Source organism: Candidatus Neomarinimicrobiota bacterium (assembly GCA_030743815.1).
In the GTDB taxonomy this organism is placed as follows: Bacteria; Fidelibacterota; Marinisomatia; order Marinisomatales; family S15-B10; genus UBA2146.
Map to the genome: position 1 here is coordinate 1 of JASLRT010000005.1, position 25,466 is coordinate 25,466.

The 25,466-nt window shown below is 51.2% G+C and carries 13 protein-coding genes; 10 read left to right on the forward strand and 3 right to left on the reverse strand.

The features are described 5' to 3' along the window. The 3 genes from QF669_00270 to QF669_00280 form a co-directional block, all read left to right on the forward strand. On the forward strand, positions 1-1,550 hold a 1,550-nt coding region (locus QF669_00270; protein ID MDP6455879.1), incomplete at its 5' end, for a T9SS type A sorting domain-containing protein. 186 nt (positions 1,551-1,736) lie between these two features. Beyond that, on the forward strand, positions 1,737-2,207 hold the full coding sequence (locus QF669_00275) for a PKD domain-containing protein (GenBank protein ID MDP6455880.1): 471 nt from the start codon (positions 1,737-1,739) through the stop codon (positions 2,205-2,207). Between the two features lie 73 nt (positions 2,208-2,280). After that, positions 2,281-2,466 carry a hypothetical protein gene (locus tag QF669_00280; GenBank protein MDP6455881.1) on the forward strand — a complete coding sequence of 62 codons (186 nt, stop codon included), beginning with the start codon at positions 2,281-2,283 and terminating at the stop codon, positions 2,464-2,466. A gap of 52 nt (positions 2,467-2,518) precedes the next feature. Here QF669_00280 and QF669_00285 read toward each other — a convergent pair whose 3' ends face one another. From QF669_00285 to QF669_00295, 3 genes are read right to left on the reverse strand one after another with little or no spacing between them, the layout of a single operon-like run. Further along, entirely contained in the window at positions 2,519-3,616 is a 1,098-nt protein-coding gene (locus tag QF669_00285; protein ID MDP6455882.1) for a PorV/PorQ family protein, read from the reverse strand. Position 3,617: 1 nt separating this feature from the next. Next, complete coding sequence (locus tag QF669_00290) at positions 3,618-7,316, reverse strand: hypothetical protein (protein MDP6455883.1); 3,699 nt, start codon at positions 7,314-7,316, stop codon at positions 3,618-3,620. Positions 7,317-7,343: 27 nt separating this feature from the next. Beyond that, a complete protein-coding gene (locus tag QF669_00295; GenBank protein ID MDP6455884.1) occupies positions 7,344-11,063 on the reverse strand; it encodes a TonB-dependent receptor in 3,720 nt (1,239 codons plus the stop codon). A 153-nt stretch (positions 11,064-11,216) separates the two neighbouring features. On the opposite strand from QF669_00295, the gene QF669_00300 reads away from it, so the two are divergent. The 7 genes from QF669_00300 to QF669_00330 all read left to right on the forward strand — a co-directional run bounded on the left by QF669_00300 (position 11,217) and on the right by QF669_00330 (position 25,436). Continuing rightward, positions 11,217-12,596, forward strand: coding sequence for a GWxTD domain-containing protein (locus QF669_00300; GenBank protein ID MDP6455885.1), 1,380 nt, complete (start codon positions 11,217-11,219; stop codon positions 12,594-12,596). Positions 12,597-12,694: 98 nt separating this feature from the next. Further along, positions 12,695-14,710, forward strand: a complete 2,016-nt coding sequence (locus tag QF669_00305) for a multiheme c-type cytochrome (GenBank protein MDP6455886.1) — start codon at positions 12,695-12,697, stop codon at positions 14,708-14,710. Positions 14,711-15,044: 334 nt separating this feature from the next. Continuing rightward, a complete protein-coding gene (locus QF669_00310; protein MDP6455887.1) occupies positions 15,045-15,704 on the forward strand; it encodes a hypothetical protein in 660 nt (219 codons plus the stop codon). A gap of 37 nt (positions 15,705-15,741) precedes the next feature. Beyond that, positions 15,742-18,741: a TonB-dependent receptor gene (locus QF669_00315; protein MDP6455888.1), complete on the forward strand. Its 3,000-nt coding sequence runs from the start codon at positions 15,742-15,744 to the stop codon at positions 18,739-18,741. 34 nt (positions 18,742-18,775) lie between these two features. Next, positions 18,776-22,036 (forward strand): T9SS type A sorting domain-containing protein, encoded by a 3,261-nt coding sequence (locus QF669_00320; protein ID MDP6455889.1) that lies wholly within the window; start codon positions 18,776-18,778, stop codon positions 22,034-22,036. Positions 22,037-22,066: 30 nt separating this feature from the next. Next, complete coding sequence (locus QF669_00325; GenBank protein ID MDP6455890.1) at positions 22,067-23,086, forward strand: PorV/PorQ family protein; 1,020 nt, start codon at positions 22,067-22,069, stop codon at positions 23,084-23,086. A 94-nt stretch (positions 23,087-23,180) separates the two neighbouring features. Then, positions 23,181-25,436: a T9SS type A sorting domain-containing protein gene (locus tag QF669_00330; protein MDP6455891.1), complete on the forward strand. Its 2,256-nt coding sequence runs from the start codon at positions 23,181-23,183 to the stop codon at positions 25,434-25,436. Positions 25,437-25,466: the final 30 nt, after the last annotated feature.

Consider the following 25,466-nt stretch of genomic DNA (forward strand, 5'->3'; position numbering starts at 1 on the left):
GGCCCTCCGGCCCCAACCCTGCCGGGAATGAATTTCATGAAATAACAAATACCCTTTTAGAAAAAGAGGCTACAGTTGCCTGGCGGGGTTCTTCTGACGGGAATCTCTATGTAAAAACAATCTTTGTGAATACAGACGGGGATGTAGACAGCACAACGCCTAAAGTTCTCGTTCATGACAGAGCCGGTGGATCCGGTGGGGAGGCGTGGAATTACGATCAACCGGGTTCTTATAGGTTGGCCCATGACGGAGTCGGTGGCGCTATTTTGACTTGGGAGCAGGATAGAAACATCGACACAGCTGCGGATATTTATATTCAGCAGATTGGTAATGACGGTATGCTGGGAGCGAATAATTTCACTCTCGTTCCCAATCTCCACGGGAATTTCCGTTTCATCTGGAACAGCCATGGTGAAATGACCCATTGGGACTTAAATGAAGGTACTCCACTTGGCCCTAATGGCGAGTGGCCGGCGGAATCTGGGGCCCATTATCTTTCTTTTGGTGGTCTGTTGGTTATGGGATATGACGGTGAAGACCTGTTGCTGGGTGGCATAGGTAGAGATGAAGAGAGTTGGATTCCAAACTCCTGGGGCATTAGTTCTCATATTGAAGAAGGCTTTGAATTTGTGTCCAGATACATGATTGATCAAACCACTGGTCTGAGAGCAAAAGAGCTCATTGTTACCATGGACGGCGAAGATATGGTCTTGATTGGAACGAGCCTCAGTCACGATGGTCCTGATCCTTTAACGTTCGTCAGAGCCGGTTATGCTTTCGATTGGGACGTTTCTTATTCTGGGGATGGTGATCTTCTATATGCTGATGACGATCTTTCAGGTTCGTTGAGCTTTAATCTGATAGATCCCATCTATGCCAGCACTATTCCTGTGAAGGTAAGCTACATGTATGATGCTGACGGTTCTTCACCCGGTTATGTAGGTGCAGCCACCATTTTCGAAACGGAAACAGGTGCTGGTATGCACCTCTCATTTGACATGGATGAAGATTTAGAGGATGAGGAGTTCGTCGAACGGTTGCAGTCAGGTACCGATTCTCCCGATGAGACAGATCCAGCCGATTACGCTGTAATACAGATGTCTGGAGCTGTCGATCTGGGTCCCGGGGATAAAATGAAGTTTATTACTGTTGTGATGGCAGCGGACTCTCCTGACGGTTTTCAGTCCATGTTGCAAAGTGCGCTGACCTACGCGGTGCTTGCTGATATGGGGGAGTTCAGTGCTGCTGTAGATGAGCCGGTTGTATTGCCGGAAGAGTACGCCCTGCACCAGAATCATCCCAATCCGTTCAATCCGGTAACGACGATCCGCTACGATTTGCCGCAGGCGGGTGACGTCAAACTGACCATTTATGACATGCTGGGACGGGAGATGAAGGTACTGGTGAGTCAGGGTATGTCGCCGGGCAGCTATACCGCTGTGTGGGACGGTACTGACAGGTACGGCCAGCCGGCGGCAGCGGGAGTGTACATTTACCAGCTCAAGGCGGGTGATTTCAGCAACACAAAGAAGCTCGTCCTCTTGAAGTAATCACTCGCTGAAGCTCCCGATGGAGATGGCACGGTGGATGATGGGGAAATTTCACTGTTAATCTTTCTTTACGAAAATGATTGCAACCAAGAAGAACCGTTAGTATTTTATTCAAAGTTAGCTCAATAGAGGCTATGGTTTGACGGATCTATTTGAAGAGTTAAACAAAATAAAGGAGGGTAGCCCATGAACAATGGTTTTGGTCAATTAATCGCATTTATTTTACTTTTAGTTCTTTCCATTGGCGGCCGTATCCACTTAATAGATCAAAAAGCCCAGAAAGAGCAAAGATATCGAGCCACTCAAGAGGCGTTGAAAGCTGAGGAAGCAGAGTTGCAGGCCATAGAAGATGCTATCATCAAAAATGAAATCGAGCATGATGGCGATCCTGAGACAGCAAGTATGACCATCTCCCTGAATGGTGACGGCTTTGATAGTGATGGCGATAAGCTCACTTATAAATGGGAACAGATTGGCGGTAGCGAGGTTACAATTGACAATCCAGAATCTCCTTCTAACAGTTTTGAATCTGGTCCAGGTGAATATACATTCCAACTAACTGTAACAGATCCTTACGGTGCAACATCAAGCAATCAACAAACTTACAGGATCAGCGTGGAGCCTAACTCAGGTCCTGAGGCCATTATTAGCGAATAATTCTCATTCAGTAACACAAAGAAGCTCGTCCTCTTGAAGTAGTCATGAAGTAGTTACCTGCTGAGCCGGTACTATGACCGCGGCAAAGAAAAAACGGAAGAAGCGCCCCGCAAAGGGGCGCTTTCGTAAATCGTTGCGCCAGTCCACCCATCCGATTCCCGGAGAGAAGGTGGAGGAATCTGAGAAGAAGTATGACCGCGGCAAGACTAAGAAAGAATCTCAGAAGGATATAGATGCTGAGCTGGACAAGGAGGAGTGAGAGGCTGTTTCCAACCTGTCAGGACTGGTGCGACTTGACAGGTTTCACTCTGTCAGAATTTCAGTGAAAGGGTGAATCGCTGTACGCCTGAAAAGAACGGTATATTGGAATAAGAATAGTCCACAGTAACCACCGTATTGCTGAACGGAAGTTTCTGCTCCAGCCCAAAGCCAAACGTCATCAACTGTTCATAATCGCCCATCAGTGACGACGATGTTAAGATGTTCGAAATTCCCTCTGCTTCATCATATTCGAAGTTCCCCGAAAAGCGGTTTACGAGTCCTGCTCTCAGGGCTAGCACTTTGAAGACGACTGCCTCCGCTCCCACGTTCAGATACGGATTGAAGTCCCGCGGATCGAAGTAGTCCGCGTTGACGGTGACGGTTGCTATGCCGGGATTCATAATGCCACTAGGGCCCACGGGCTGAAGAGACATACCGATGCGGATGGAAGTGGGCAGGGGCCACGACTTGGGTTCCAGCAGTGAGTTTATATTGGGGTTGGAGCCGATGTCGGGATAGGGATCAGTTTTCTTATAGATAAGGTCCGTGCCGCCCATGGTCATTTCTGTGCCAAAGTTGGAGATTGCCATCCCTATTTTAAGTCCAAGGAAGTCAGTAGTGTAACGCGTCCCCACATCGATGGCCATGGCCCGAGCTCTTGAAAAGGAGATGACTTCTTGAATCAGTTTCATGTGTAGGCCTACACCGAATCTATCGGAAATCTTGCGTGCATATGCCACGCCGAACTGGAAATCACCCGCGGGGAATTTTCTGCCTGTCCCTTCTGGTTGCTGTTCGGTTGTCTCCTCCAGATCTTCCATACTCAGGGAAACAATGCTTAGTCCGAGGGAGCCGAACTTGGGACTTACAGGCCAGGCAATGCCAAGGAAAACATGATTGATATCTGTGATCCAATTCGTCTGCGAGAACATTACTTGGGGCGAAGCCATGACCGCCAGCCCGGCAGGATTCCAGTAGAGAGAACTTGCGTCGTCCGCCTGCGCCGTAAAGGCGCCTCCCATGGCTTCCGCCCTCCCGCCAACACCGATCTTCAGAAAGTGCGCCACCGAGGTGGCCACATTATCATTGGTTGCCGTCAATATGGTGGAGCAGATCAGCAAGGTGATTATTTTCCTGACTAATTTCATTCTATCTGATAATGGCGAACTTACCTGTTTCGCTGAATGTCTCTCCGCCGCCGTCAGTCTCAACGTGGAAAATATAGACGCCAAATGCCACCTCCTGATTGTTGTATGACCTCAGGTCCCACGCCTCCACTGCGGGACCGCGCCAGCCGAGACTCCCCTCCCGGTGCTCAATGACGCGCACCAGTTCACCGGCAACCGTGAAAATTCTGATAGTGCACTGCTGCGGCAGATAATGGAACTGCACTTCCTTTCTCTCAATATTTGTCTCAAAAACCGATGTCACCACGTAAGGATTGGGAACCACCTTCACCTGTTTCAGCTGATCCTTGTCGGACACTTCAGCCTGGCTGGCCGAGGTACGAATGAGATAACTGTCCTCCGACGTGAGCGGTTTACTGGTTGCAATGTATCTCGCATCACCAATGATAGGAGCGATGGCAGTATCGCAGATGGCGGCAACCTCGGCGGTGAATTTCAGGCCGATGAGGGTGTCGAAAGTAAAGGTGGATAAGTCATACTGGAAAACGTCAAGAATCTCGCCCGTGATGGTGGTATCCATTTGAGGCGTTGCACAGAGGGTGACGCTGTCGAGGAGCATCTGTGTCATATTAGCGATACCAATGTTGAGAGCCGATAGGGCGGTGGCTGAATCGAAATAACAGTCCATGAAAGATTCTCCCTCGTTCCACGTGCCGCTCGTGTCGAGGTCGGTGAACGGTTCCCCTTCGTCGTATATGCCGTTCCCCGCAAGGGTTGTATCGCACAGCACTGTCACATTCGTGTCCGCTGAAATTGTTGCGGGCTCAGGGGCTTGGAAAACAAAACTCCACGTGATGGCGCCCTGCTCCGCATTGTTAGGTACCTCTATGATTCTGACATCTGTCCCGCTGGTGATGACGCCGCCTTGGGGAGTTGGGGAGACAATGAGAGGTTCTATACGCAAGTTGTCTGAAGTGTTCCACAATTCGATGGGGACTTTTATCCCCGGCGGGGAGAGGATCTCTGTACTGTCGGTGGAGTAGCGGACTTCATAGTCGTCCGGATTCCCCGGGTCGATGAGGGATGTTGCCGTGATGAACCAGTTAGTGTTGGAAATATCGCCTTCGTTATCGGGGTTGTACCAATAGCTGGTGAGCGGGTCGGGCTGGATGGCGACCGGGTCGGTAATAGTGAGGCGTACCCCTTCAAAGCTGGGGTTGGACGTCTCGCCTGCCAAGAGTGTACTTTCATAAATGGGATAATACTTGTAAGAGATAGTGTATATGGTCCCTTTGACCAGTGCCCCCTCTTCTGCGGCGTAGATTATTCCGCTCTCATTCTCAACGGTAAAATCGGTGTTTTTATTGAATGTCACCTTTTCATCCCAGGCGCCGCTGGAGTTTACGTCCGTAAACGGTTCGCCGAAATCGTACGCGTTTGAGTTGTTCAAATCCTCATACCCCTCAGGCCCGGAGACAGATAGCTTGCCCTTTACCAGATTGCGCCGTGAAAGTTTAGTACCCGTCGGCACGATTAGTGTCGCTTCGGTAAGTGTGGCGTTATTAAGGACAGTGTAACTCTTGGTGTTGTTATCCTCACTGTCAAGATCGTCAGAGACGGTGAGAACGTAATCGTAACCGGAGAGTCTATCATTATCGTAGACATCAAACACAATTTGAGCGGTAGAATTTCCGCTCTGATGCTCCACATCGATTATCCCCTCCTGATGTCCTGCCGGCTTAGCCTGGGGCACCAGGATGACAGTGTTGTTGCCTGGCGCGGAGGCGTCACTACGCGATTTCTTAGGTGGATTCTCAAGAGGCGGAACGATGCCGTCAGGGTGGTCGTAAGCGGAGACAGCGTACCAATACTCTACACCGTTGAGTACTGTCTTATCAGTGAATGAATACTTCAATCCTGAGCTGTTGCCGAGATCGTAGTAGAGGGATGGACTCCCGTAGGCGAACATCCCGGACCAGTCATTCGCCTTGTCATATACTGCTTGCGGAACGTAGAAGGCGGTGTTTCCCTGTCCGTCAGTGACTGGCTTGCCCCAGGTGGCTCCCTTATCGATGGACTTGTAGACGCGGTAACCTTCGAAAGCGTTGTTGCCAGTGTTGGGATCGATGCTGAATTCGCTGGGATAGGCGTCCCAGTAGAGCGTGATTTCCTTGTCTCCGGCCACGCCGTAAACCACAGGTTCCTTGGGAGGCTGAGCTGCCTTGAACCCCACGTTGAAGAGACGCTGGGCTGTTCTGGCGTTGGTTAAAAGATCCGTTTCGTTGACACCCAAGATGTCGGCAAAAACGAAGTCGACGCTCTGTCCGGGTGCCAAGGTAAAGGGTCCCGATGTCATAACGGTGGTGACATCCGGTCCATAAGCGTACGGTTTCTGATTGATGTCATCGGCGTGGGGGGCTTCCTGGTATCCTGTGTAATCCGGATTATCGAAACCGAATCCGCCCCGGATCTGGGTGAAGTATGCTTCATTATCACTCTGTGCATCCAAGTCGTACGGGTAGGCGAAATAGTTGGTGATGCCGATCTCTTCCTGTTCGTCTTCTTCGTCAATATCGCCATCGGCATCATTGTCCAGACCGTCAAATCCTTCATCAATGAGTCCGTTGAGATCGTTATCTTCACCATCAGCTGTCTGGGTGTAGGGAGTCTTCAGTGCCTTGAGCCCGACCCAGCCGAGACCTGAAGATTTGAACCCTTCCGACTGATCGTCACCGTCCCAGATGATGCCGAGGTCCCACAGCAGATTAGATTCAGTTGTATCGGCCAGCTTCTCCGCCATGAGAGGGTCGTCCTTGTGGATGAAGAGTGAGTAGTCGTCTGTCCATTCGGCGCCGCCCTGCTCAGGTGTATCCGGATCGCCCACCAGCCCGACAAACACTTCGTACAACGTATCCTTGCCGACGTTCGTAAATTTCTCCCAGTAGATGATAAAGTCTTGGTTAAGGATATCATCGTACTGCAATGCCCACATATCGACGCGCACGTTGAGTGGACCAATGCCGTTACTCTCCAGCGTATTTCCTTCCAGCGGATCATTGTCTGTCGCTACGAAGTAAGCTTCCCGGGGAGCCACTGAAACGCCATCCAGGACGCCCGGGAATCTCAGACCGCTGCCGCCGGGCTGATCGATATCCAGTAAGCGCTCAATACCGCTCCACGATTTGTTGGTGACAGCGTCAGTATAGCTCCCCGTTGGATCTGTCTCGATAGGCCACGATGCTGGCCATGATGCCGGTTTGTCGTTGAAGGCGATGCCGATGTTGGCCTGTTCATCAACATAGTCGGCATCGTAGCCGGGAAGCGGTTCGAATTCCTCTTCGTGATCTCTCACGGCGCCGCGTACTCCCACGGCAACGGACGGCTGCCCTTTGATGAGTCCGCCAATGATAGGAGCCAGGGTCCAGTAATAAGTGCAGCACTGGAAAGTACTCATACTTCCAGCAGGAAATTCATGGCTTAGTCCCCACCGATCGTAGCCGAGGATAGCGGCATTGGAAAAGCGGAGCACGAGGTTACCAATGTCAAGGACACTTCGTTTTCTGTGCTCGTATCCAAACAGTCGGCTAAGAATGGGTGGACGCCCTTTCGACGGTGCGATCACCGTGTTGTAATATTCCAGTTTGTTCATTTTGTCCCGCTGTGGTAACAGAGTGCTGCAAAAGACAAGTAGCAGGAGAATGAGCGTCTTTTTGCCGGACATGAGATTACTCATCGTAAAGCATCGGGGCTACAGCCTGTCCTTCTTAAGGAATCCACTGAACAGATCTCCCGATTCCTTGAACAGGATTTCGATACCGATTTCAAGATGCCGCGGCGGGCCGAAATAGTGAGGTCTGTCTTCCCAGACCGGTGATGCATTAGGGTTAAGACTTTCATCCGGTTTGCCGGAATTGGAAAATACATTGTAGATGTTTCTTGTGTTGAGAGCATTCCTGACATCAAGGAAGAGGCGGGCGACCATGGACTTGAACTGGAAATCCTTGTAGGCCATGAAATCGATATATGCGTTTGACGGCATGCGGCCGCTGTTGCTTTCGCCGAGGTTGAGTCCGCGGACGTCTGTCGGCGTGTAGGGAAGACCGCTGCCGTAGTAGCCGATTAGGTTGAGACCGTATCTCTTTGGGTGTCTGTAGTCGAGGATGAAGTTGAGGGTGTGGGGTTGATCCCAGCTCATGGTTACCGTCTTCATGGAAGGATAAGTGCCGTAGACAGACGAGAGGTATTCTTCGTTCCAGTGGGAGTGTTCATTAGATGCGTTGCCGACAGCCTGTGAATATGTGTAGTTGATCGAGAACGAAAAGTTGCGGTTGAAAAGCTTCTGCAGATTGAGTTCAATGCCCCGGGAGTTGGCGTAGTCCTGATTCTCAAGGACAGCGTAATCCGTCGGGTCGACGTAGTAGTTAACGAAGGTTACATAATCGTATACGTCTTTGTAGTAAAGAGTTGTCTTAAGGAAGAAATTCTCGCTCAGATGCCACCGCAGTCCAAGCTCATAGAGAACAGTTGTCTCTGGCTTCATGTTCGGATTGCCGACGCGGGCAATGTACCAGTCATTGAGGGAGTACGGGAAGGGCCAGAGGGAATTTTGGTAGATATTGGGATCAGCCATGTTCGCCAGCCTGTACATAAGGTTGTATTCGCGCCACTTGAAGAACTGAGCGTATGAAAAGTGAAATGCTACCCGGTCAGTGATGGGAAAACCGATGCCGATGCGAGGGCTGATTTTCCACTTCTTCTCCGCCCGGGGTGCCTCTACAAAATTGCCATCGTCGTCGAGGTAGCCGTACTTGGCGACCCTCCCCGTCCAGAGACCGTCACCGTTGCCGTCTACAAAGTATTCGTGGTCATCTTCGTTGTCGAAGAAGCCGTTAGGGGTGTCGCTAAAGTTCTCGCCGTCGTCGTATTGGCCGTTGCCGTTAGCGTCGCTGAACGATTCTCCTACATCCCACCTGCCGTTGGGAGTATCGGTCCAGTCCCATACGCCGTTGCCTGTGTCGGTGAAGATTTCACCATTATCGTACTGGCCGTTGCTGTTGACGTCTTCAAAGTATTCACCCGAGTCCCATGCGCCGTTACCTTGGTCATAGAATATTTCTGGACCGGCGTTACCTGACGTAAAATTGCCGTTTTCATCTACCCATACGAGGGAACGCAGGGGATCGGGGAAACTGCTCTTGGGATCCACATAGTCCCACCGCAGGCTGAGGTTAACAATCCAGTCCCGGTATTCGATTTTGTCCTTGATGTAGAGACTTTTCTCCTCCGGTTTGTTGTGCCAGTTGACATAGCTGGCGTCGCTGGCGAGGCCCCAGATGCCACCTCCATAACCGCTGATCTGGTAGTCCGACAGGTCGTGCTTCTTGATCTCACCTCCGATCTGCAGCTGGTGAACCGGTGTAATCTGGGAGACGAAGTTGGCTTGGAGCGTTGTCGTGTTGGAGGTAGAGTTAGTATAGGAGATGTCTTCTGACTCAGTCCATCTGACGGAATCACCGTTCAGATCGTAGATGGGATAACTGCCGAAGAACTCGTAATTGGATGTCCCTTCGAAAGCTGATGTCCGGAACCAGGGGGTGGCGCCGTAGTTGTATTCCCCGTCGCCGTCCACATCGGTGAATTCTTCACCCTCGCGCCAGACACCGTCGCCGGCGATATCGATAAAGTAGTCGCCGTCTTGCGGATCATAAACACCGTCTTCATTGGCATCATAGACCAGAATGTCTGTGCTGCCTGCACGGTAAACTCCGTCGGGTTCATCGACGAAAGGCTCGGCGTAAAAACTCCACCACCGATCCATTACACCTTCTTCCCCCGGGGTCGGCAGGCCGTCCAGTTCGCCCTCATCCGGTCCCGTCCAGATACCGTCGCCATTCACGTCCACAAACGCCTCGCCCGGATCCCAGGTGTAGTTACCGTTGTCATCAGAGAACGATTCGGAAAAAATGCCGTCCATGCCGGTATCATAAACGCCTATGTCCCACTGGCCGTCATCGTCTATATCCTGGAACGGTTCTCCCTCTGTGTAGGCACCGTTGCCGTCCACATCGGCGTACGGTTCGTACGACCGCCAGTATTGATTAATCTTGGTGGCATCTTCCGTGTACCACATTTCACGATTCTTCATATACTTATCAAGGCCCGATCGTGTATCCGTTACAAAACTTGAAAACTTGATGTTATAGAACGTCTTCGGCGACAGTGTGTGACTCAGTGTCACATAGTAAAGATCGCTCTCATCCCAAGTGGGAGCCAGATTGTCCTGTACGAGACGAAAGCTCTGGCTGTATGATCTCCGCTTGATGCGGTTGAGAATGCTGGCGGTTGTAATCTTAATACCTGACAGAGGTCTGAACACCAGTTTGGCGTTAATCCTGATCTCGTTACGGAAGGTGCCATTCTTAGAGACAAAGCCCTTCACCAGTGGCTCCTCCTTGTCACCGTCCATATCCATATCGTGAATATCACTGACATATTCGTCGCCATCTTCCTCGTCATAAACACCGTCGTCGTCCACGTCGGTCAGCAGGATCGGTTTGGGGAATTTGCTTCTGGAGAGATAGGTGTTGGTGTTGTACGAATCGCCGGAGATGAAGAAGGTGGCAAAATCTTTCTTCAGAAATGGAATGGGTATCGGTCCGCCGACAGACGCCTCGATTCTATGGCTGTCCCAGTCAAAATCAGGTGGCGCATCAGAGAAGAGGCGACCGAACTGATCGGTTGCGAACCTTATGGAACCGCTCAGCTTGTCCGTCCCTTCCTTGGTGAGGATATTGACCACACCGGACATAGCGTTGCCGTATTCAGCGTCGAAAGCACCGGTGACGATGGAAAGTTCTGAAATACCGCTGCGCGTCACATCTGATGCGGTGCCTCCGAAGATGGGGTCCAGGACAAGGAATCCGTCAACAAGATAGGCGACCTCGCCGGTCCGGCTGCCGCGGATATGAATACCGGTGTTTGAATTGTGATTCTCTACTACACCGGCCACTGTCGTCATTATATCCTGATAAGAGTTGACCGGCATGTTTTGGATCTCCTCGGCAAGAACCGTGGATGTGGTGGCTGTCTCATCCTTTACGATCACCGGTCGTTCAGCCGTGATGATGACCTCTTCCCCTTCAATTGCTGTCTGCTCCAGTTTAATATCGGCGGTAGTGGTATGATCGGCCAGGACTGTAACATCGACCATTTCCACTGTTTTGAAACCGATCATACTGGCGATAACGGTGTATTTACCGCCGCGTACATTAAGGATTGTGTAGTTGCCGCTAGCATCGGTGGCGGCGCCCAGCGGTGTGTTCTTGAGTAAGACGTTGACACCTACGAGGGGTTCACCTGTGGCGGAGTTTACTACGATACCCGTGATCTTCCCGGTGACACCTGCCGTCAAAGGTACAGCGGTGGTAAAAATGAAAAGAGAGAGCAGGATAGCTTTAGTTGTCTTCATGAAGATCCTTCCCGAGAAACAACGCAGTGGTATCTTCTTGAGTTTACATTGCCATTAGCTATCTGTCAAGGTTAAAAGGAAGTGTCCCGCTATTTACCACTTTAATAGGGAGTCAGCATTGGTTACATTCATGTCAGTAAATCAGGAAACTCTATGCGGGGTCGAATCCTTTACTATCCATTATTGCTCTCTACGTTTTCCGTCTCCCTTTCGGCGGACGCCTTTAACGTGGATGTGGACTTAGCCCAGTTTCGCTACCAGGGCGATGCCAACTATCTAGAGATTTACTATGCGTTTGATGAAACCCAGATCAGCTACAGCCAGGGTGACGAAGCGTTTGAAGGGGGGATAATACTCCACGTTACTGTTCAAAAAGCGGAAGAGGAGTCCGCGGCTGTCGATAATGTCTGGCAGATTCCTCACACCGTCCCTGACACTGTTTTCCGGAGCGGAGGTAATTCGGTGGTAGGTGTGGTGGGACTCACCATTCCAGTTGATGTGCAGACTTTAACTGTTGAAAGTATCGATATGAACCAGCACGCCAACCGCTCTGAAACCGCTCTTGAGATTGAGCGCAAGACTTTCCATTCCTCAGAGACAACCTTAAGCGATATCGAACTTTGTTCATCTGTGCGCCGTGCCGCCAGTCCTACGGGAAGCATCTTCTATAAGAATTCTCTTGAGGTAGTGCCAAATCCAGGCCGGGTCTATGGTGATGATCTTCCTTCCCTCAACTATTACATTGAAGCGTACAATCTCCTGACTGACTCTCGCGGTGGTCTTTATCACACAAAAGCAGCGGTGATAGACAGACAGGGGAAAGAACTTCTCGTCAAAACTCGGAAGAAACGCCGCACCAGCGAATCGAGCGTTGAGATCGGTTTTCTGAATGTTTCATCTCTCGCGCTAGGAATCTATAACTTTGAGTTCAGTATAACCGACTCAGTTGGGAAAGTTGCTATATCAGCAAAGAAAGAGTTTTATATTCTTGGTGGAGGTCCGCTAGCCGGTCAAATAACGCTGCAAAGGCTGGCGCAACTTATGGCTGAAGTGTACGGTACGATGACGCCAGATGAACTGAACAGGGAGTTCAGTATGGCAGAACACATCGCCAGCGATCAGGAACAGGACTATTATGCTTCTCTCTCTTCAGCGGAAGAAAAGAGAAGATTCTTGTTTGAGTTCTGGGAACGCCGCGATCCGTCGCCCGGTACGTTCGAGAATGAGATGAAGCTGGAGTATCTGCGAAGGGCGGAATATGCCAGCCAAGCCTTTTCCACCGGCCGCAAGGAGGGGTGGCAAACCGATCGCGGCAGAGTCTATATAGTTTACGGTCCACCCGATGAGTACGATCGCCATGCCGCTGACATGGCTATGAAGCCGTACGAGATCTGGCTATATCATGACCTTCAAGGCGGGGTTCAATTTGTGTTTGGCGATATTCTCGGATTTCGAGACTACATTCTGATTCATTCCACACACCGGGACGAGTTGCGGGACGACAACTGGAAGCTTCAGATCAAGGAGAATTAATCTATCTTCAGACGCCAACTCAAAACCTTGAAGGTTCAAGACCGCTTGACTTTTCGAGTTCGTATGTGGATTGAAACCTTCAAGGTTTGTAGCAAGTAGTGACTCTGTGGCGAACTATTTGTTTTAAGGAGTTTCCCCCGCTCGCTGTTGCCGGGCTGGCAGTTCTCTTTCTAGTTACCCTGTTTCTCGTCTTCTTCCTGAAATCCGACAGCGAGGGGGAAACGCCACTGCAGCAGGAAACCAGCGCAAGTCTTGAAGAACTGGGCATAATCCCGTTTCCACCCGTTCGGAGCATAGAGGAGGAGAGCCGAATCACTTTCGACGATTTCGCCGGCGAGAATGAATGCAGGGAGTGTCATGAAGACGAATACAATTCGTGGCAGAAATCTACACACGGAAACGCCGGCGGAGAGCCGTCGCCGGAGCGAATCATCGGTCAATTCGATGGGAAGCCGCTCCAGTTCAAAGATGCGGAAGTTGTCCCTTCGGTAACAGGCGAAGGGGAGTACCGGTTTACCGTACGGCAGACCGGCCAGGCCGAAAAGGTCCTGACGGTGGATGCTGTTATCGGCGGCGGACACATGATCGGCGGCGGCACTCAGAGCTATTTCTCCAAGTTCCCTGATGGCACTCTGCGCATGCTGCCACTTGACTTTATCCGAGATGAAAACATCTGGTTTGTCCAGTTGAAAAAGGGGGATGTCTGGACTCATGTAAACAGAGAGATTGCTCTAAGTGACCTGACTCACTGGCCGCCGTTCAGAATCCTAGGTACCCATTCCGATTTCTCCAACTGCCAGAACTGCCACGGCAGTCAGATTCAGGTGGCATATGACGCCTCGGCAGCGAGAGTCGAGACGAGGTTCACTACGCTTGCCATCAATTGCGAATCGTGCCACGGCCCCGGAAGACGACACGTGGAACTGGCCCGGAGCGAAAATCTGCGGCAAGGAGATATTGGATTGCCCTCTCTTTCCGCGCTTAATAAGGATCAGTCACTGAACGTCTGTTTTCAGTGTCATGCCGTGAAGGACGTTTTGAGAGACGGCTATCTCCCCGGGATGGAGCTGGAGCGCTACTACTCCCTGAAGCTGCCGATCCTGGGCAACAATCCCTATCTCCCTGATGGACGGGTAGCCTCATTTGCCTATCAGCAGAATCATCTCTTCAGCGACTGCTACCTGAGCGGCTCCATGACGTGCGTTGACTGTCACGATCCTCATTCGCAGGACTACCGCGACATCAATGGGAATCGGCTTGATGGAAGATTCGACGACCGTCAGTGCACAGGATGCCATGCGGGGAAGAGAGCGTCTCCCGAAGACCACAGCCATCACGCGCCCGATTCACCGGCGAGCCGTTGCACTTCGTGCCACATGCCTTTTTTGCAGCACCGCGGCATCGGCGGGCAGCTTAAATTTGCCCGTTCTGACCACACCATATCCATCCCGCGGCCGAAGTTTGATGCTATGCTCGGTATCCATAATGCGTGCGGACAGTGTCATGCCGATAAGAGTGCCGACTGGCTGCAGGCGAAGATGGAGGCGTGGTACGGTGAACTGAAGCCTCGCAACAACAGCGTAGAAGGAATCCTGAAGGTGAGAACAGAACATGACCGTAGCGAGGCGGCAGAACTGCTGCTGCACCACGACTCGCAACATCCTGCGGCACAGGTGATGGGGCTGGTTCTGTTCGTCAACAATTTCCTCTCCCCGGACTTGGAGTCCCTCGAACCGGAAATCATAGAAGAGTTGAAGATGCTCTCCACCAGCGGCGATCTCGACGTCAAAGCTCTTTCTCTCGCAACACTACACTACTGTTGCGGCGCAGATTCGTCCATCCGGCAGTTCCTTGAGGAAAAACTGGGAGGCGCGGCCGACGATGAACTTCCGCTGCGGATGCGGTGGACAATTGCTCTCGATGATCTCGGTTCACTCCACTCAGAGGCGGGAGAGACTGATTTCGCTATTACTGTTCACAGGAGGGCACTGGAAGTATCCTTGGACGATCCAACCGCTTGGTTCCATCTCGGCAGAGATTATGAGCGTGAGGGGAGCTGGCGTCTGGCCGAAGCTTGTTACGGGAAAGCCAGTGAGACTAGAGCGACCGATTGACAGGTTATACTCGGTTGGAGCTGGTTCTCATTGAACACGGACGCGGGACGGTTGCAAGTGGCGCAGTCAGAAACCACTGAAATATGACTCCGGGAATAGAGAGGTCAAACAGCTATTTGAAGCGTCAGAAAGGCCCGATAGACGCTATTTTTAGTGTCTTGGGTCTTTTCTTGACATATATTAGTAGTAGGGTATATATTCAACAACGGTATAGAAGTCCAACAGGTACCGAGGTAAGGGAGAAACTGTCATGTTTCCCTCACAGCGGATTTTGAAGATGAGGCATAGAGGTGCCCTGTTGTTTAGATCAGGGGTCAAAGGAGAAGAACTTGAAATGAAGTTGAGAACACCAAGTTTTATTGCTATTGCTCTGGTTACATTTTTTTTCAGCGGCTGTATCGAGCTTGATAAGACACTGATTGAGCCTATAGATTATAAGGCTGAAGCGCGCTTTATCAATCTGTCGAGTCTCGGCTCGGCCACGGTAAAACTGACCGATGTGGGCGCCTCTTTCGGTTCACTCGGAGCGGGTGAAGCCAGCACATATGAAGAAATTGATGCAGGCTCACGCACCCTGGAGATACAGTTTTCTGACAGCGGTGTTGACACAACCTTGCAGATGGTCTTTGTGACTGAAAAGAAGGGCACAGTTTTTATGCTTGGTGATACATCGTCAGGTTTAAAGTTAGCTAATGTTCAGGAGAGATACACTTTTGGTGACCCCACAAAAGCGGACACTGTTCTCGTGCGCGTTCTTAATGGGTCTGTCGCTTTTGCCGATCTTTCTGTGAGTGCTTCCGGCACCAGTTCGAGTTTCAGCGCCGCTGCCTCCTATGGCTCGGCGTCATCCTACAGCGCGGTTCTCCCCGGAGAGTACGCTTTTGACATCGCAGTGAGTGATTCCACGGTGATGACGGACACGCTCACTCTTTCCGGCAGCGCAAGATATACGGTTGCCATTTACAGTCAGGTGAAAGTATTTCAAGATGATTAATCCTTGGGTGGAGACTAAAACAAGAAGGGGAAGTAACATGTTTAGAAAAATATTTCAGGTTGTTGCATTTGCGGCGATTATGATCTCGGCGGCGTTCGCTCAGTACGGCACTATTTCCGGTACGGTGGTGGATCGTGAAACCGGTGAAACTCTCATAGGAGCCAATGTAATAGTTATCGGGACGTCTCTTGGTGCAGCCACGAATCTTGACGGTAAGTTCAATATTGTGAACATTCCGGCAGGTTCGTACGCCGTAAAGGTAACCTATGTAGGTTACCAGGAGTTGACTGTCAGCAACATCAGGGTGGTGGACGGTCTGACAGCGTACGTGGAAGACCTGGAGTTGGCGTCAGAGGCCCTCGAGACCGAGCCTATTCTGGTGGTGGCGGAGAGACCGCTTGTGGAGAAAAGCGCTACCAATGCTATCCGGATTCTTACCTCTGATGAAATGGAGAACATGCCCGTGCGGGGAGCTCAATCTTACTTCACTCTTCAGCCGGGAGTTGTCTTACAGAATAACAGGGTGCACATTCGCGGCAGCCGCGGCGACGAAGTGGGCTATATTATTGAAGGTGCATCGACAAAAAATATCTACAGCCGTGATGGAGGAAACTTGATCAATACGATTCCCGAAGCACTGGAAGAGGTACTGGTGCAGGCCGGCGGTTATGCGGCTGAGTTCGGCGAAGCCAACGCCGGTATCGTTCAGATGAACTTCAAGACGGGATCGGAGCAGTATCATTTCTCCCTGCAGGCCGAGACAGACAACTTCGGTAACTATCCCGGAGAAACTTTTCTGGACACCTATTCCTACGGCTATTCTGATGCCGTTTTTACCGTCAGTGGACCTCTCCTGCTTAAGAATGTAAAGTTCTTTCTCTCCGGCGAAAACTACTTCACCCGTGACTATGCACCCATGTTCTGGTACGGATCACCTGAATTATGGAGTGATGGCGATTCTATGGGCGTGGTATACGATACGGGTCTCAGAGGCGGTGATAAATCGGATTCTGAAACACTCCATTGGATGCCTGGCAATGTTAACGGCAGGCTCAGAAACCGTAACACTGTCAACGGTACCATTCTGTTCGATTTCAAAAGACTCCTCGTAAGAACGGCGGTTGCGTTTTCGGATCAGAAGTCAAAGAGCAACAGTCTGCCCCTTATGAATCTCTTTTCTCTGGACAGGTTCAGTCAGTCTGACGCAACCGAATTATTGGTGAATACGAAGGTCAGCTTTTTCCTTAATCCGCGCAGCTTTATTGAGTTAAATGTCAATTTCGTGGATGATCGTAGTAACTGGTACGACCCGCATTTTAAGGAAGACCTGCTTGCTTATGGGGACAGCCTGAAGGTGGCACAGTACGCTGAAGCGAACGGCTTGGATTGGGCTAATTACATGAATTACACCAGCATCCCGCGCGACTACGATTTTTACGGTTTCCCGTTCAACCGCCCTGGAACTCCAATGTCAGGCTATGGCAAAACCCTGATGACAAAGAATGCGGGATCCTTGGCTTTCACGACCCAGATGAAGAATCACGAGCTGAAGGTGGGCGGTGAAGTGAATAATTGGACCATGCGCCGATTTTCATACGGCAGCGGCGGCCTGCGCGGTTTGCTCAGTTACTTTCGTCTGAATCCTGATAAAGCCAGGGAAAAGGAGGATGATCTCGTCAATATCATCCGGCAGCAGGCTACCCCCAACATTTACGGCTTTGATGAATTCGGCGGCCTCACTGATGAAGGTAGTGACGGCCCGAAACACCCGCAGACAATGGGGATCTATCTTCAAGATAAGATTGAGTACAATGATATGATCATTAATGCCGGCGTGCGCTACGATTATCTCTATATGGACGACTTTGTTCATAATGATCCCACAAGACCGGAATTCGACAGGGATGAATACACCGTAACGAACATTGAAAAGAGCAAGCCGCACACGTATTTGTCGCCAAGATTGGGATTCTCCTTTCCTGTCACTGACAGGACGGTGTTTCACATGCAGTATGGGAAATTCGTCCAGACTCCCGGCCTCGACGTAGCTTATCGCGGTCTCGCCTATACCGCATTCGTGTTGACAGGCGGATACTACTTTACGAATCCGGTGGCATACGGCCTTGAGCCGGTGAAGACGACACAGTATGAAATTGGCTTTACGCAGCAGTTCACCGACTTTGCCGCCTTTGATGCAACCGCTTTCTATAAGGATATCAAGGACCAGGTGCAGTACGACATAGTTCGGGCGGAGGCCGGTTGGGAGATTTCCTCCTATCCCATCTACTCAAACCAGGATTTTGCCACGACAAAGGGAATAGAGTTTCAACTCCGCCTGCGCAGAGTGAGCCGTATCATGGGAATGATTAACTACACGCTCCAGAGCGCCCGAGGGACCAACTCGTTTTCGCAGAGTGCCGGCGGTGCTATCGAAGGCCCCGGTGGAATTCCATCGAAGATGACCATGCCGTTAGCGTATGAGCAGACTCATAAGGGGAATATAAATCTTGATTACCGCTTCGGTCGCGGAGAGGGCGGGCCCATCTTAGAAAGGTTCGGACTCAATATCTTGATGACCTTCAACAGCGGTCACCGCTTTACGCTGGCTAAGACGCCCGGCGGATTGGGGCAGGAAGACGCCTCTTCGGGCGGTATTCTGAATGACGGCGACGCCCGTCAGAGGGCACCTGTGGAACCGATAAACTCGTCAACGACACCGTGGTTCTTCAATATTGACTTGCGTATGGACAAAACGGTGACTGTCGCGGGGCTGGACCTCAACATCTACACCTACGTGCAGAATCTGTTAAACATGCGGAATATCGTCAATGTTTATTACGCCACGGGCAACGCCTCCGATGACGGTTTTCTCACGAGCAAAGATGGTCAGCAGGTGGTAGCCGGGTATGGTGAACGATTTGGCGATCTCTACGAGACTGTCAACCTGCAGAACCGCCAGCACAATTTCTGGCTGAACGGTTTTGACCTCTATGGATCACCGCGGCAGATTCGTTTTGGTGTGAGACTGGAACTCTAACTTTTCTGAATAAGATATCAGGAGAATAACAAGAATGAAAAAGGTAACAACCTCCTTATTGATCCTGCTTCTTCTCATCGTGCCGGGTTTGGCCAAGGAAGAACGGGAAAGCGGCCCACCAGCTCTTTACAGAGCAAATGAAGTTGACGGTCCTGCTCAGTCAGTAATTAACATCAATAATCTGACGGTCTGGGTGCGGGGCGATGGCTTTCATGACTGGGTAGTAGACGGTTCGTGGAACGGGACATTTCCCAAAGGAACGGCCGGCGCCATTTTCTCGGAAGGGATTGTATGGGCCGGGAAAGTTCAAGACGGCGGAACTGTGGAGTTGAGGTCTGGCGGATCGACGTACAAGTCAGGCAATATAGCCGGAAGAATCCTTACCGACGCTTCCGGAGCGGTCACCGGCCGCGAGGATGACAGCGACCCCTCAGTACGCCCCTACCGCGTGCGTCCCGATTTTCAATCAGTTGATTTGAGCGACGATGCGGCAAACTTCTTTCTGATTCCGGTGGGGAACGTTACAGACGCCGATATAGAAGTGATATATAACCAGTATGATATTGACTGGGTGAACTGGCCTTGGGATAGAGGTGCACCTTATGACGATCGTGATGGAAATGGTGTCTATGAGGCGGATCCCGATGGCGACGGAGTCTACGGTGAATTGGAGGTGAGTGAAATTGGTGATACCACCTACGCCGAAGACATCCCCGGAATAGGGGGAGCCAGTCAGACTCTCTGGACGGTCTATAACGATCTTGACGAAGGTCAGAACATCGGCATCTATGGTGCCCCTTCCACTGGTCTTGAAGTGCAGGAGACTTACTGGGCGTATGCCCTGGCAAATCCCCTTGGCAGTACCGTTTTCAAACGGGTACGCCTGATATATAAGGGTACGCCCGATACTCCGAACGATGCCGTCGTAGAGGAGATGTACATCGCTCAATGGTCCGATCCTGATCTAGGCCAGTATACGGACGATTTTGCCGGTGGCGATTCTTCTCTCAGCCTGGGATACGTCTATAACGGCAGCAACAACGATGCGGTCTGGGATTCCTGGGGGATGGCACCCCCGGCGGCCGGATATGACTTTCTTCAGGGGCCGGTAGTGGCTAGCGAAGGCGATACGGCGTTATTTAATTTCAAACCTCTTCCGGGATATAGAAATTTGCCCATGACAACGTTTACATTCTTTGCTGCCGGTTCACCAAGATCAGACCCAGACCTGAATGACTATGCCGGGACGCAACAGTGGTACAATCTGATGCGGGGGTGTGAGCCGCGACCTGAATATCCCACGTGCGATCCTCTCTACGATAATCTTGGTGACCAGACGAATTTTGAGCTTGCCGGCGACCCGGTGCTCGCTTCCGGTGACCGGGACGGGATACCCACAGCTTTTAACGACAGAAGATTCCCTCCTGGGGACAGGCGGCTGGTGCTTGCCACAGGGCCGTTTACATTGGCCAAGGGGGACACTCAGGAAGTCGTTGTGGCGCTCATAGGTGCCGCGGGTGAAAATTTCCTCCAGAGTGTCGCTATCCTCAAGTTCAACGACAACTTTGCGCAAGAAGCTTACGACAACGTCTTCGATCTGCCCAGCGGTCCACCAGCTCCCAACGTTAATGTTGTTGAGCTCGATCAGCAGATCGTCCTCGAATGGGAATCTGATGAAGAAGCTCGCATCAATACGGAGAGTAGTAATTTAAAGGGGTACAAGTTCGAGGGCTATAATGTCTATCAGCTTCCCAGCGCAACGGCCACGAAGGAGGATGGTGTTCTATTGGCGACGTACGATCTGGAGTCCTCTCCCGGCTACATCTTCCAGGACGTCTTTGATCCCAGTGCCGGCGTGGCGGTCAATAAACCGGTACAGTTTGGCATCAACAGCGGTCTTACACGCTACTATAGCGTGTCGACTGACGCCTTCACCAACAAACCACTTGTCAACGGTAAAACATACTACTTTGTTGTGACAGCTTATAATCAGAACATGAGTGAGGATGTAAGCACTCATTCCCTTGAGAGTCCCGTCAGTCAGTCGTTGCGAGCGGTGATTCCGCACGCGCCCAATCCACAGACGATCTATCCCTATTCGCTCGGTGATACAGTTGTTGTGGCGAACAAGGTAGGGATCAATGATGCCATAGTAGTTCCTGTGATCATGGATCCTGACGCGCCGGCTGGAGAGACTTTTGAAGTGAGGTTTACTGTTGATGAAGTGGCGGGAACCAAGATATGGGATCTCTTGCGGACAGATACGTCTCCTGAAGATACACTTGTCGGACAGTCCTCGACTTTTGACTCAGCAACTGAACACCGGTTTCTCGGTAAAGGCGGTTTTGTGCTTGAGCTGGCGGATGCGCCGGCGGGCATTCGTTCTGTGAAGGACGGTGACGTCAGTGTAGCCGGTGAACCTTATGAGGATAGCGGTTACTACATTGCTGGTTCTGTCACGACGCTGGCGGGGCCAGCTGTGGACGAAAGTGACTATGAGATCAGGTTTACTTCCGGCGGAAGCTGGGCCCTGACGGGCGCTCCGTTGCCGGCAACCTATTTTGTGAACGTTCCATTCGAGGTGTGGGATCTCGGCATGCCGGACGACGCGTCCGACGATGTTCAGGTAATTGCATATTTTAATGACGCTGCTGAAGACGGCGAGTGGAACACAGCCGGCAACGACCAGATCGGCGGATATCCCGTCTTTGACAAGTTTCACATTGCCAAGGTTGAGTATCAAAGCAACCCTGATGATGTCAGCGCGCCGGATAAGGCTGCCATTTTCTTCTCTAATCAGTATAAGCCGGTGGATAATATCTTGTTTGTGGACTTGACCGGTACCAGTTCGCCTCCTGCAACAGGGACTACCATCTATTTCAATACCTTTAAAGCCATTAAGGATGGTGATATCAAGAGCTTTACCGTGGGAACGGTGGACAGAACGAATACCGGTGATGGGCCGAAGAGTCGCGTGCGACAGCAGGTGACAGTCTTTCCGAATCCTTATCTTGGTATGAATACTTGGGAGGCGAGTCGATTTGAGAAATTTGTCACATTCTCACACCTGCCAAACAAGGCTACTATCAACATCTACTCCCTGACCGGTGTTCTGGTGAGAACGATTGATAAGGATAGTGAAAGTCAGTTTGTCCGCTGGGATATGACCAACGGATTTAACCTGCCGGTTGCCAGCGGCATCTATCTGGCTCACATTGAGATGCCCGATCTGGGCGAGGAACTGATCCTCAAACTGGCTATTGTCCAGGAACAGCAAGTGTTGAGATCATATTAGGATTCTTCCAGTGCGAAGGAGGCATAAAGAATGAAGAAACTGGTTGTTTTAGTGGTATTTCTGGGAGTGATTTTTTCGCTCCATTCCCCAATCTGGGCCGGGAGTGAAAAGCGCGTAGGCACCAATGCCGGCGCCCAGCTCCTCATCCCCGTGGGCGCTAGGGATGTAGCTATGGGCGGCTCGGCCGTCGCTTATAGCTCGGGAATCGAAGCGCTCTACTGGAACCCGGCGGGACTGGTTCGCTCTGAGCATAATGCTGACCTGATGGTCTCGCGCATGGACTATATCGCTGATATCGGCGTCAACTATCTCGCCGTCGGCGGAAACTTCGCCGGTTTCGGCGCCCTCGGCTTCAGCCTGAAATCACTTTCGTTCGGTGATATCCCGGTTACCACAGAGGAAGCTCCCGATGGAACCGGAGGCGTGTTTTCACCCACATTCATGACTGCAGGACTGACCTACGCCCGACAGCTGACGGATCGTGTCTTTGTCGGCGCCACCCTCAATCTGATTAACGAGGAGATTGAACGTGTTAAATCGTCCGGCGTAGCCATGAATATCGGTGTTCAATATCAGGATTTTGTCAATATCCCCGGCCTCAACATGGGTGTGGTCATCAAGGATGTAGGTACACAGATGAAATACGACGGCCCGGGTCTCATGCGCATTACGACTGTTGACGGTGTATTAAGATACACCAAACTGGAAGCCGCCTCTTTCGACCTCCCTTCGACCATGGAACTGGGGATGTCCTACACACTATCACTCCCCGCCAACAGCGTGCTGCATCTGAACGGTGTTTTCCAGAATAATAACTACGCCAGCGATGAATACCGGCTGGGCGGTGAATACGCATTCAATAATCTCGCCTTCGTACGGGTGGGATACGTCTCGGCTGATCAATCTTCGGACGAGTATCTATACGGCATGTCCTACGGCGGAGGTCTAAAGTTGAACATTGCGGGACTCGATCTCACCGTAGACTATGCATACCGGGATGTGCAAGTTTTTGCGGCAAATCACATTTTTGCGCTCAAATTCGGGTTTTAAATAAAATTGTTGCATTGAATCTGATTTGAGGATAAACTACACCAAATTGTGCAGAGGAGATCTGCGCATAACTTCAAACAAGGAGGAACAGCAAATGAACAAGGTTAAGAGCATAGTGCTTCTTTTCCTGATGGTGGGTGTGGCTGTCGGTTCCAACGATTTTTTCATTGGTTCTGACGGTAAGCACTATACCAACCAGGAAGTGAAAGCACTGGAGGCGAAGATGCAGAGTCGCATCGATGCGAGTAAGCCGACTGCTACTCTTCGCGCCGACGACTTTTTGCTCGAGTGGCCTGACGGCGGTTCCATCGTCAATTTTGGTTTCGGCACACCCGGGGAAACCTGGGGCGATTCCATGGCGATCTGGATGCAGCCGCTGGCTAACGCAATCGTGAAGAAGATCGGTATCTTCAATGTAAACTTTGAAGGTACTTTCGAGTTTTTTCTTCACAAGTCCAACTATGCTGGTGAAGTTACCACATCAGCTTGTGCCAATGCGGCCGGCTGGGTTGGTCACTATCTGGATGCTGATGGAAACCAGACAGCTCCCGGTGAAGGCGGTACATGGTCTGCTGGAACCAACGAGTGTTTCAGTGAGGCTCCCATCGGTGCAGAAATCTGGCCTGGATTGGGTATTGGCGGCTATTCCCATACGCTGGATTCAACCAGTTTCATGGTATACACAGAGCTCGATTTTGAGTCGACTCTGGGTGTGTCTGAAGAAATTACGGATGAGTCTTTCTTCATTGATGCCCATGCCGTATCAACGGAAGGCTGGGGAATTGGCGCCTTGAATACGCCTGTACCACCTTACCACGGTTTTAAGTGGTATGTTGGATCTGGCACTGGCACCAGCGGTAATGGAGGCTGGCACATTCGTACCTACGGCTGGATGGTCTACGCCATGGTGGAATACACAGAAGATATCCCGCCCTTCATTAACTATGTGCAGGGTCTGCCGACAACACTGTCAACAGATGCCAGAACAGTGGAAGCCCACGTTGAGGATGCAAATCCTACAGGGGGCGCTGCCGGTGTGGAATCCGTCTCGCTAGTATACAGTGTGGATGGTGGTACAGAAGCGACTGTGGCTATGACGGCTACGGATGATACTACCTTCACTGGAAGTCTCCCAGGAGCATCTGCTGGAGAATCAGTTGCCTATTACGTTACAGCTACAGACGTTGGCGGTAATACAGCAACAAGCTCAGCGTTCACTTACAACATCTATGCCAAGGGCGCTACTGCAACCTACCTGATGCTCTTTGACGGTCTTTCCGGTGCTGGTTATCCCAGTCAGTACTACTTCTACGATGCCTACGGGCAGTACAAGGAGTGGTGGGGTACTGGCGCTGGCGATATCTGGGCCTACGGGGCTGCCACAGCAGAGCTTCTCGATCTGTATGATACAATCATCGAAATCACAGCACTTGGACCCATTGCCGGTAATGCAGTGGCAGTAAAGACGTGGCTGGATGCCGGCAGCAAGAACTACGTTCTGGCTGGCGACGAAGCCATGGGTGGCTATTACGGCTGGCCTGGAGCTCCGTATACAATAGGTTCGACAGCCGACGACGCTGATGCTTTCTTCACCTATCTTGGTGTTACCACCTATAACGGTGACATCAATTATGCCGCTTCTGGTGATCAGAATCTGCCGTGGGGCGTGCAAGCTGTTGAAGGTGATCTCATCTCAGGCGACCTGTACGCTGCTTTGACGTCGATCCCCACCACCCATGCCACTCCACGTGCGCTGATGTACGACCCTTATTATGAGATAAGCGCGACGAACTGGCTTGACGGTTTTGGTGTGGACGCCACAGTGACTACAGCCTTTACAGCAAGCGCCAGAGACACAGACACGTGGGGTACAGACGCGATGACTGTGGGTGCTTACAAAGCGGATGCAACCTTAAGCAACAAGGTGATGTTCCTCGGATTCGATCCACTATCACTCAACAGTGCGCCGTCGTACATCTGGTTTGGTGCAAGACCGGAAGGACCGCTATTCCAGGCAATGGAATGGTTTGGTGCCTTCTCATTGACAGTTGATGAAGAAGCGCAACTGCCAACCAGTTTTGCACTGCATCAGAACTATCCCAATCCGTTCAACCCTGTGACTACCATCAACTTCGAAATGCCGAAGGATGGTCAGGTGACTCTCTCGGTCTACAATATGCTGGGCCAGAAGGTGAGTACACTGGTGAATGGTGTCCGCAACGCCGGACAGCACTCAGTTACCTGGAACGGAATGGATGATAACGGTCAGGCTCTGGCCGCCGGTCTCTATATGTACAGAATCGATGCCGGTGACTACACAGCCACCAAGAAGATGGTTCTGTTGAAGTAACATCATCTTCATCTGTTAGTTTGATAAAAA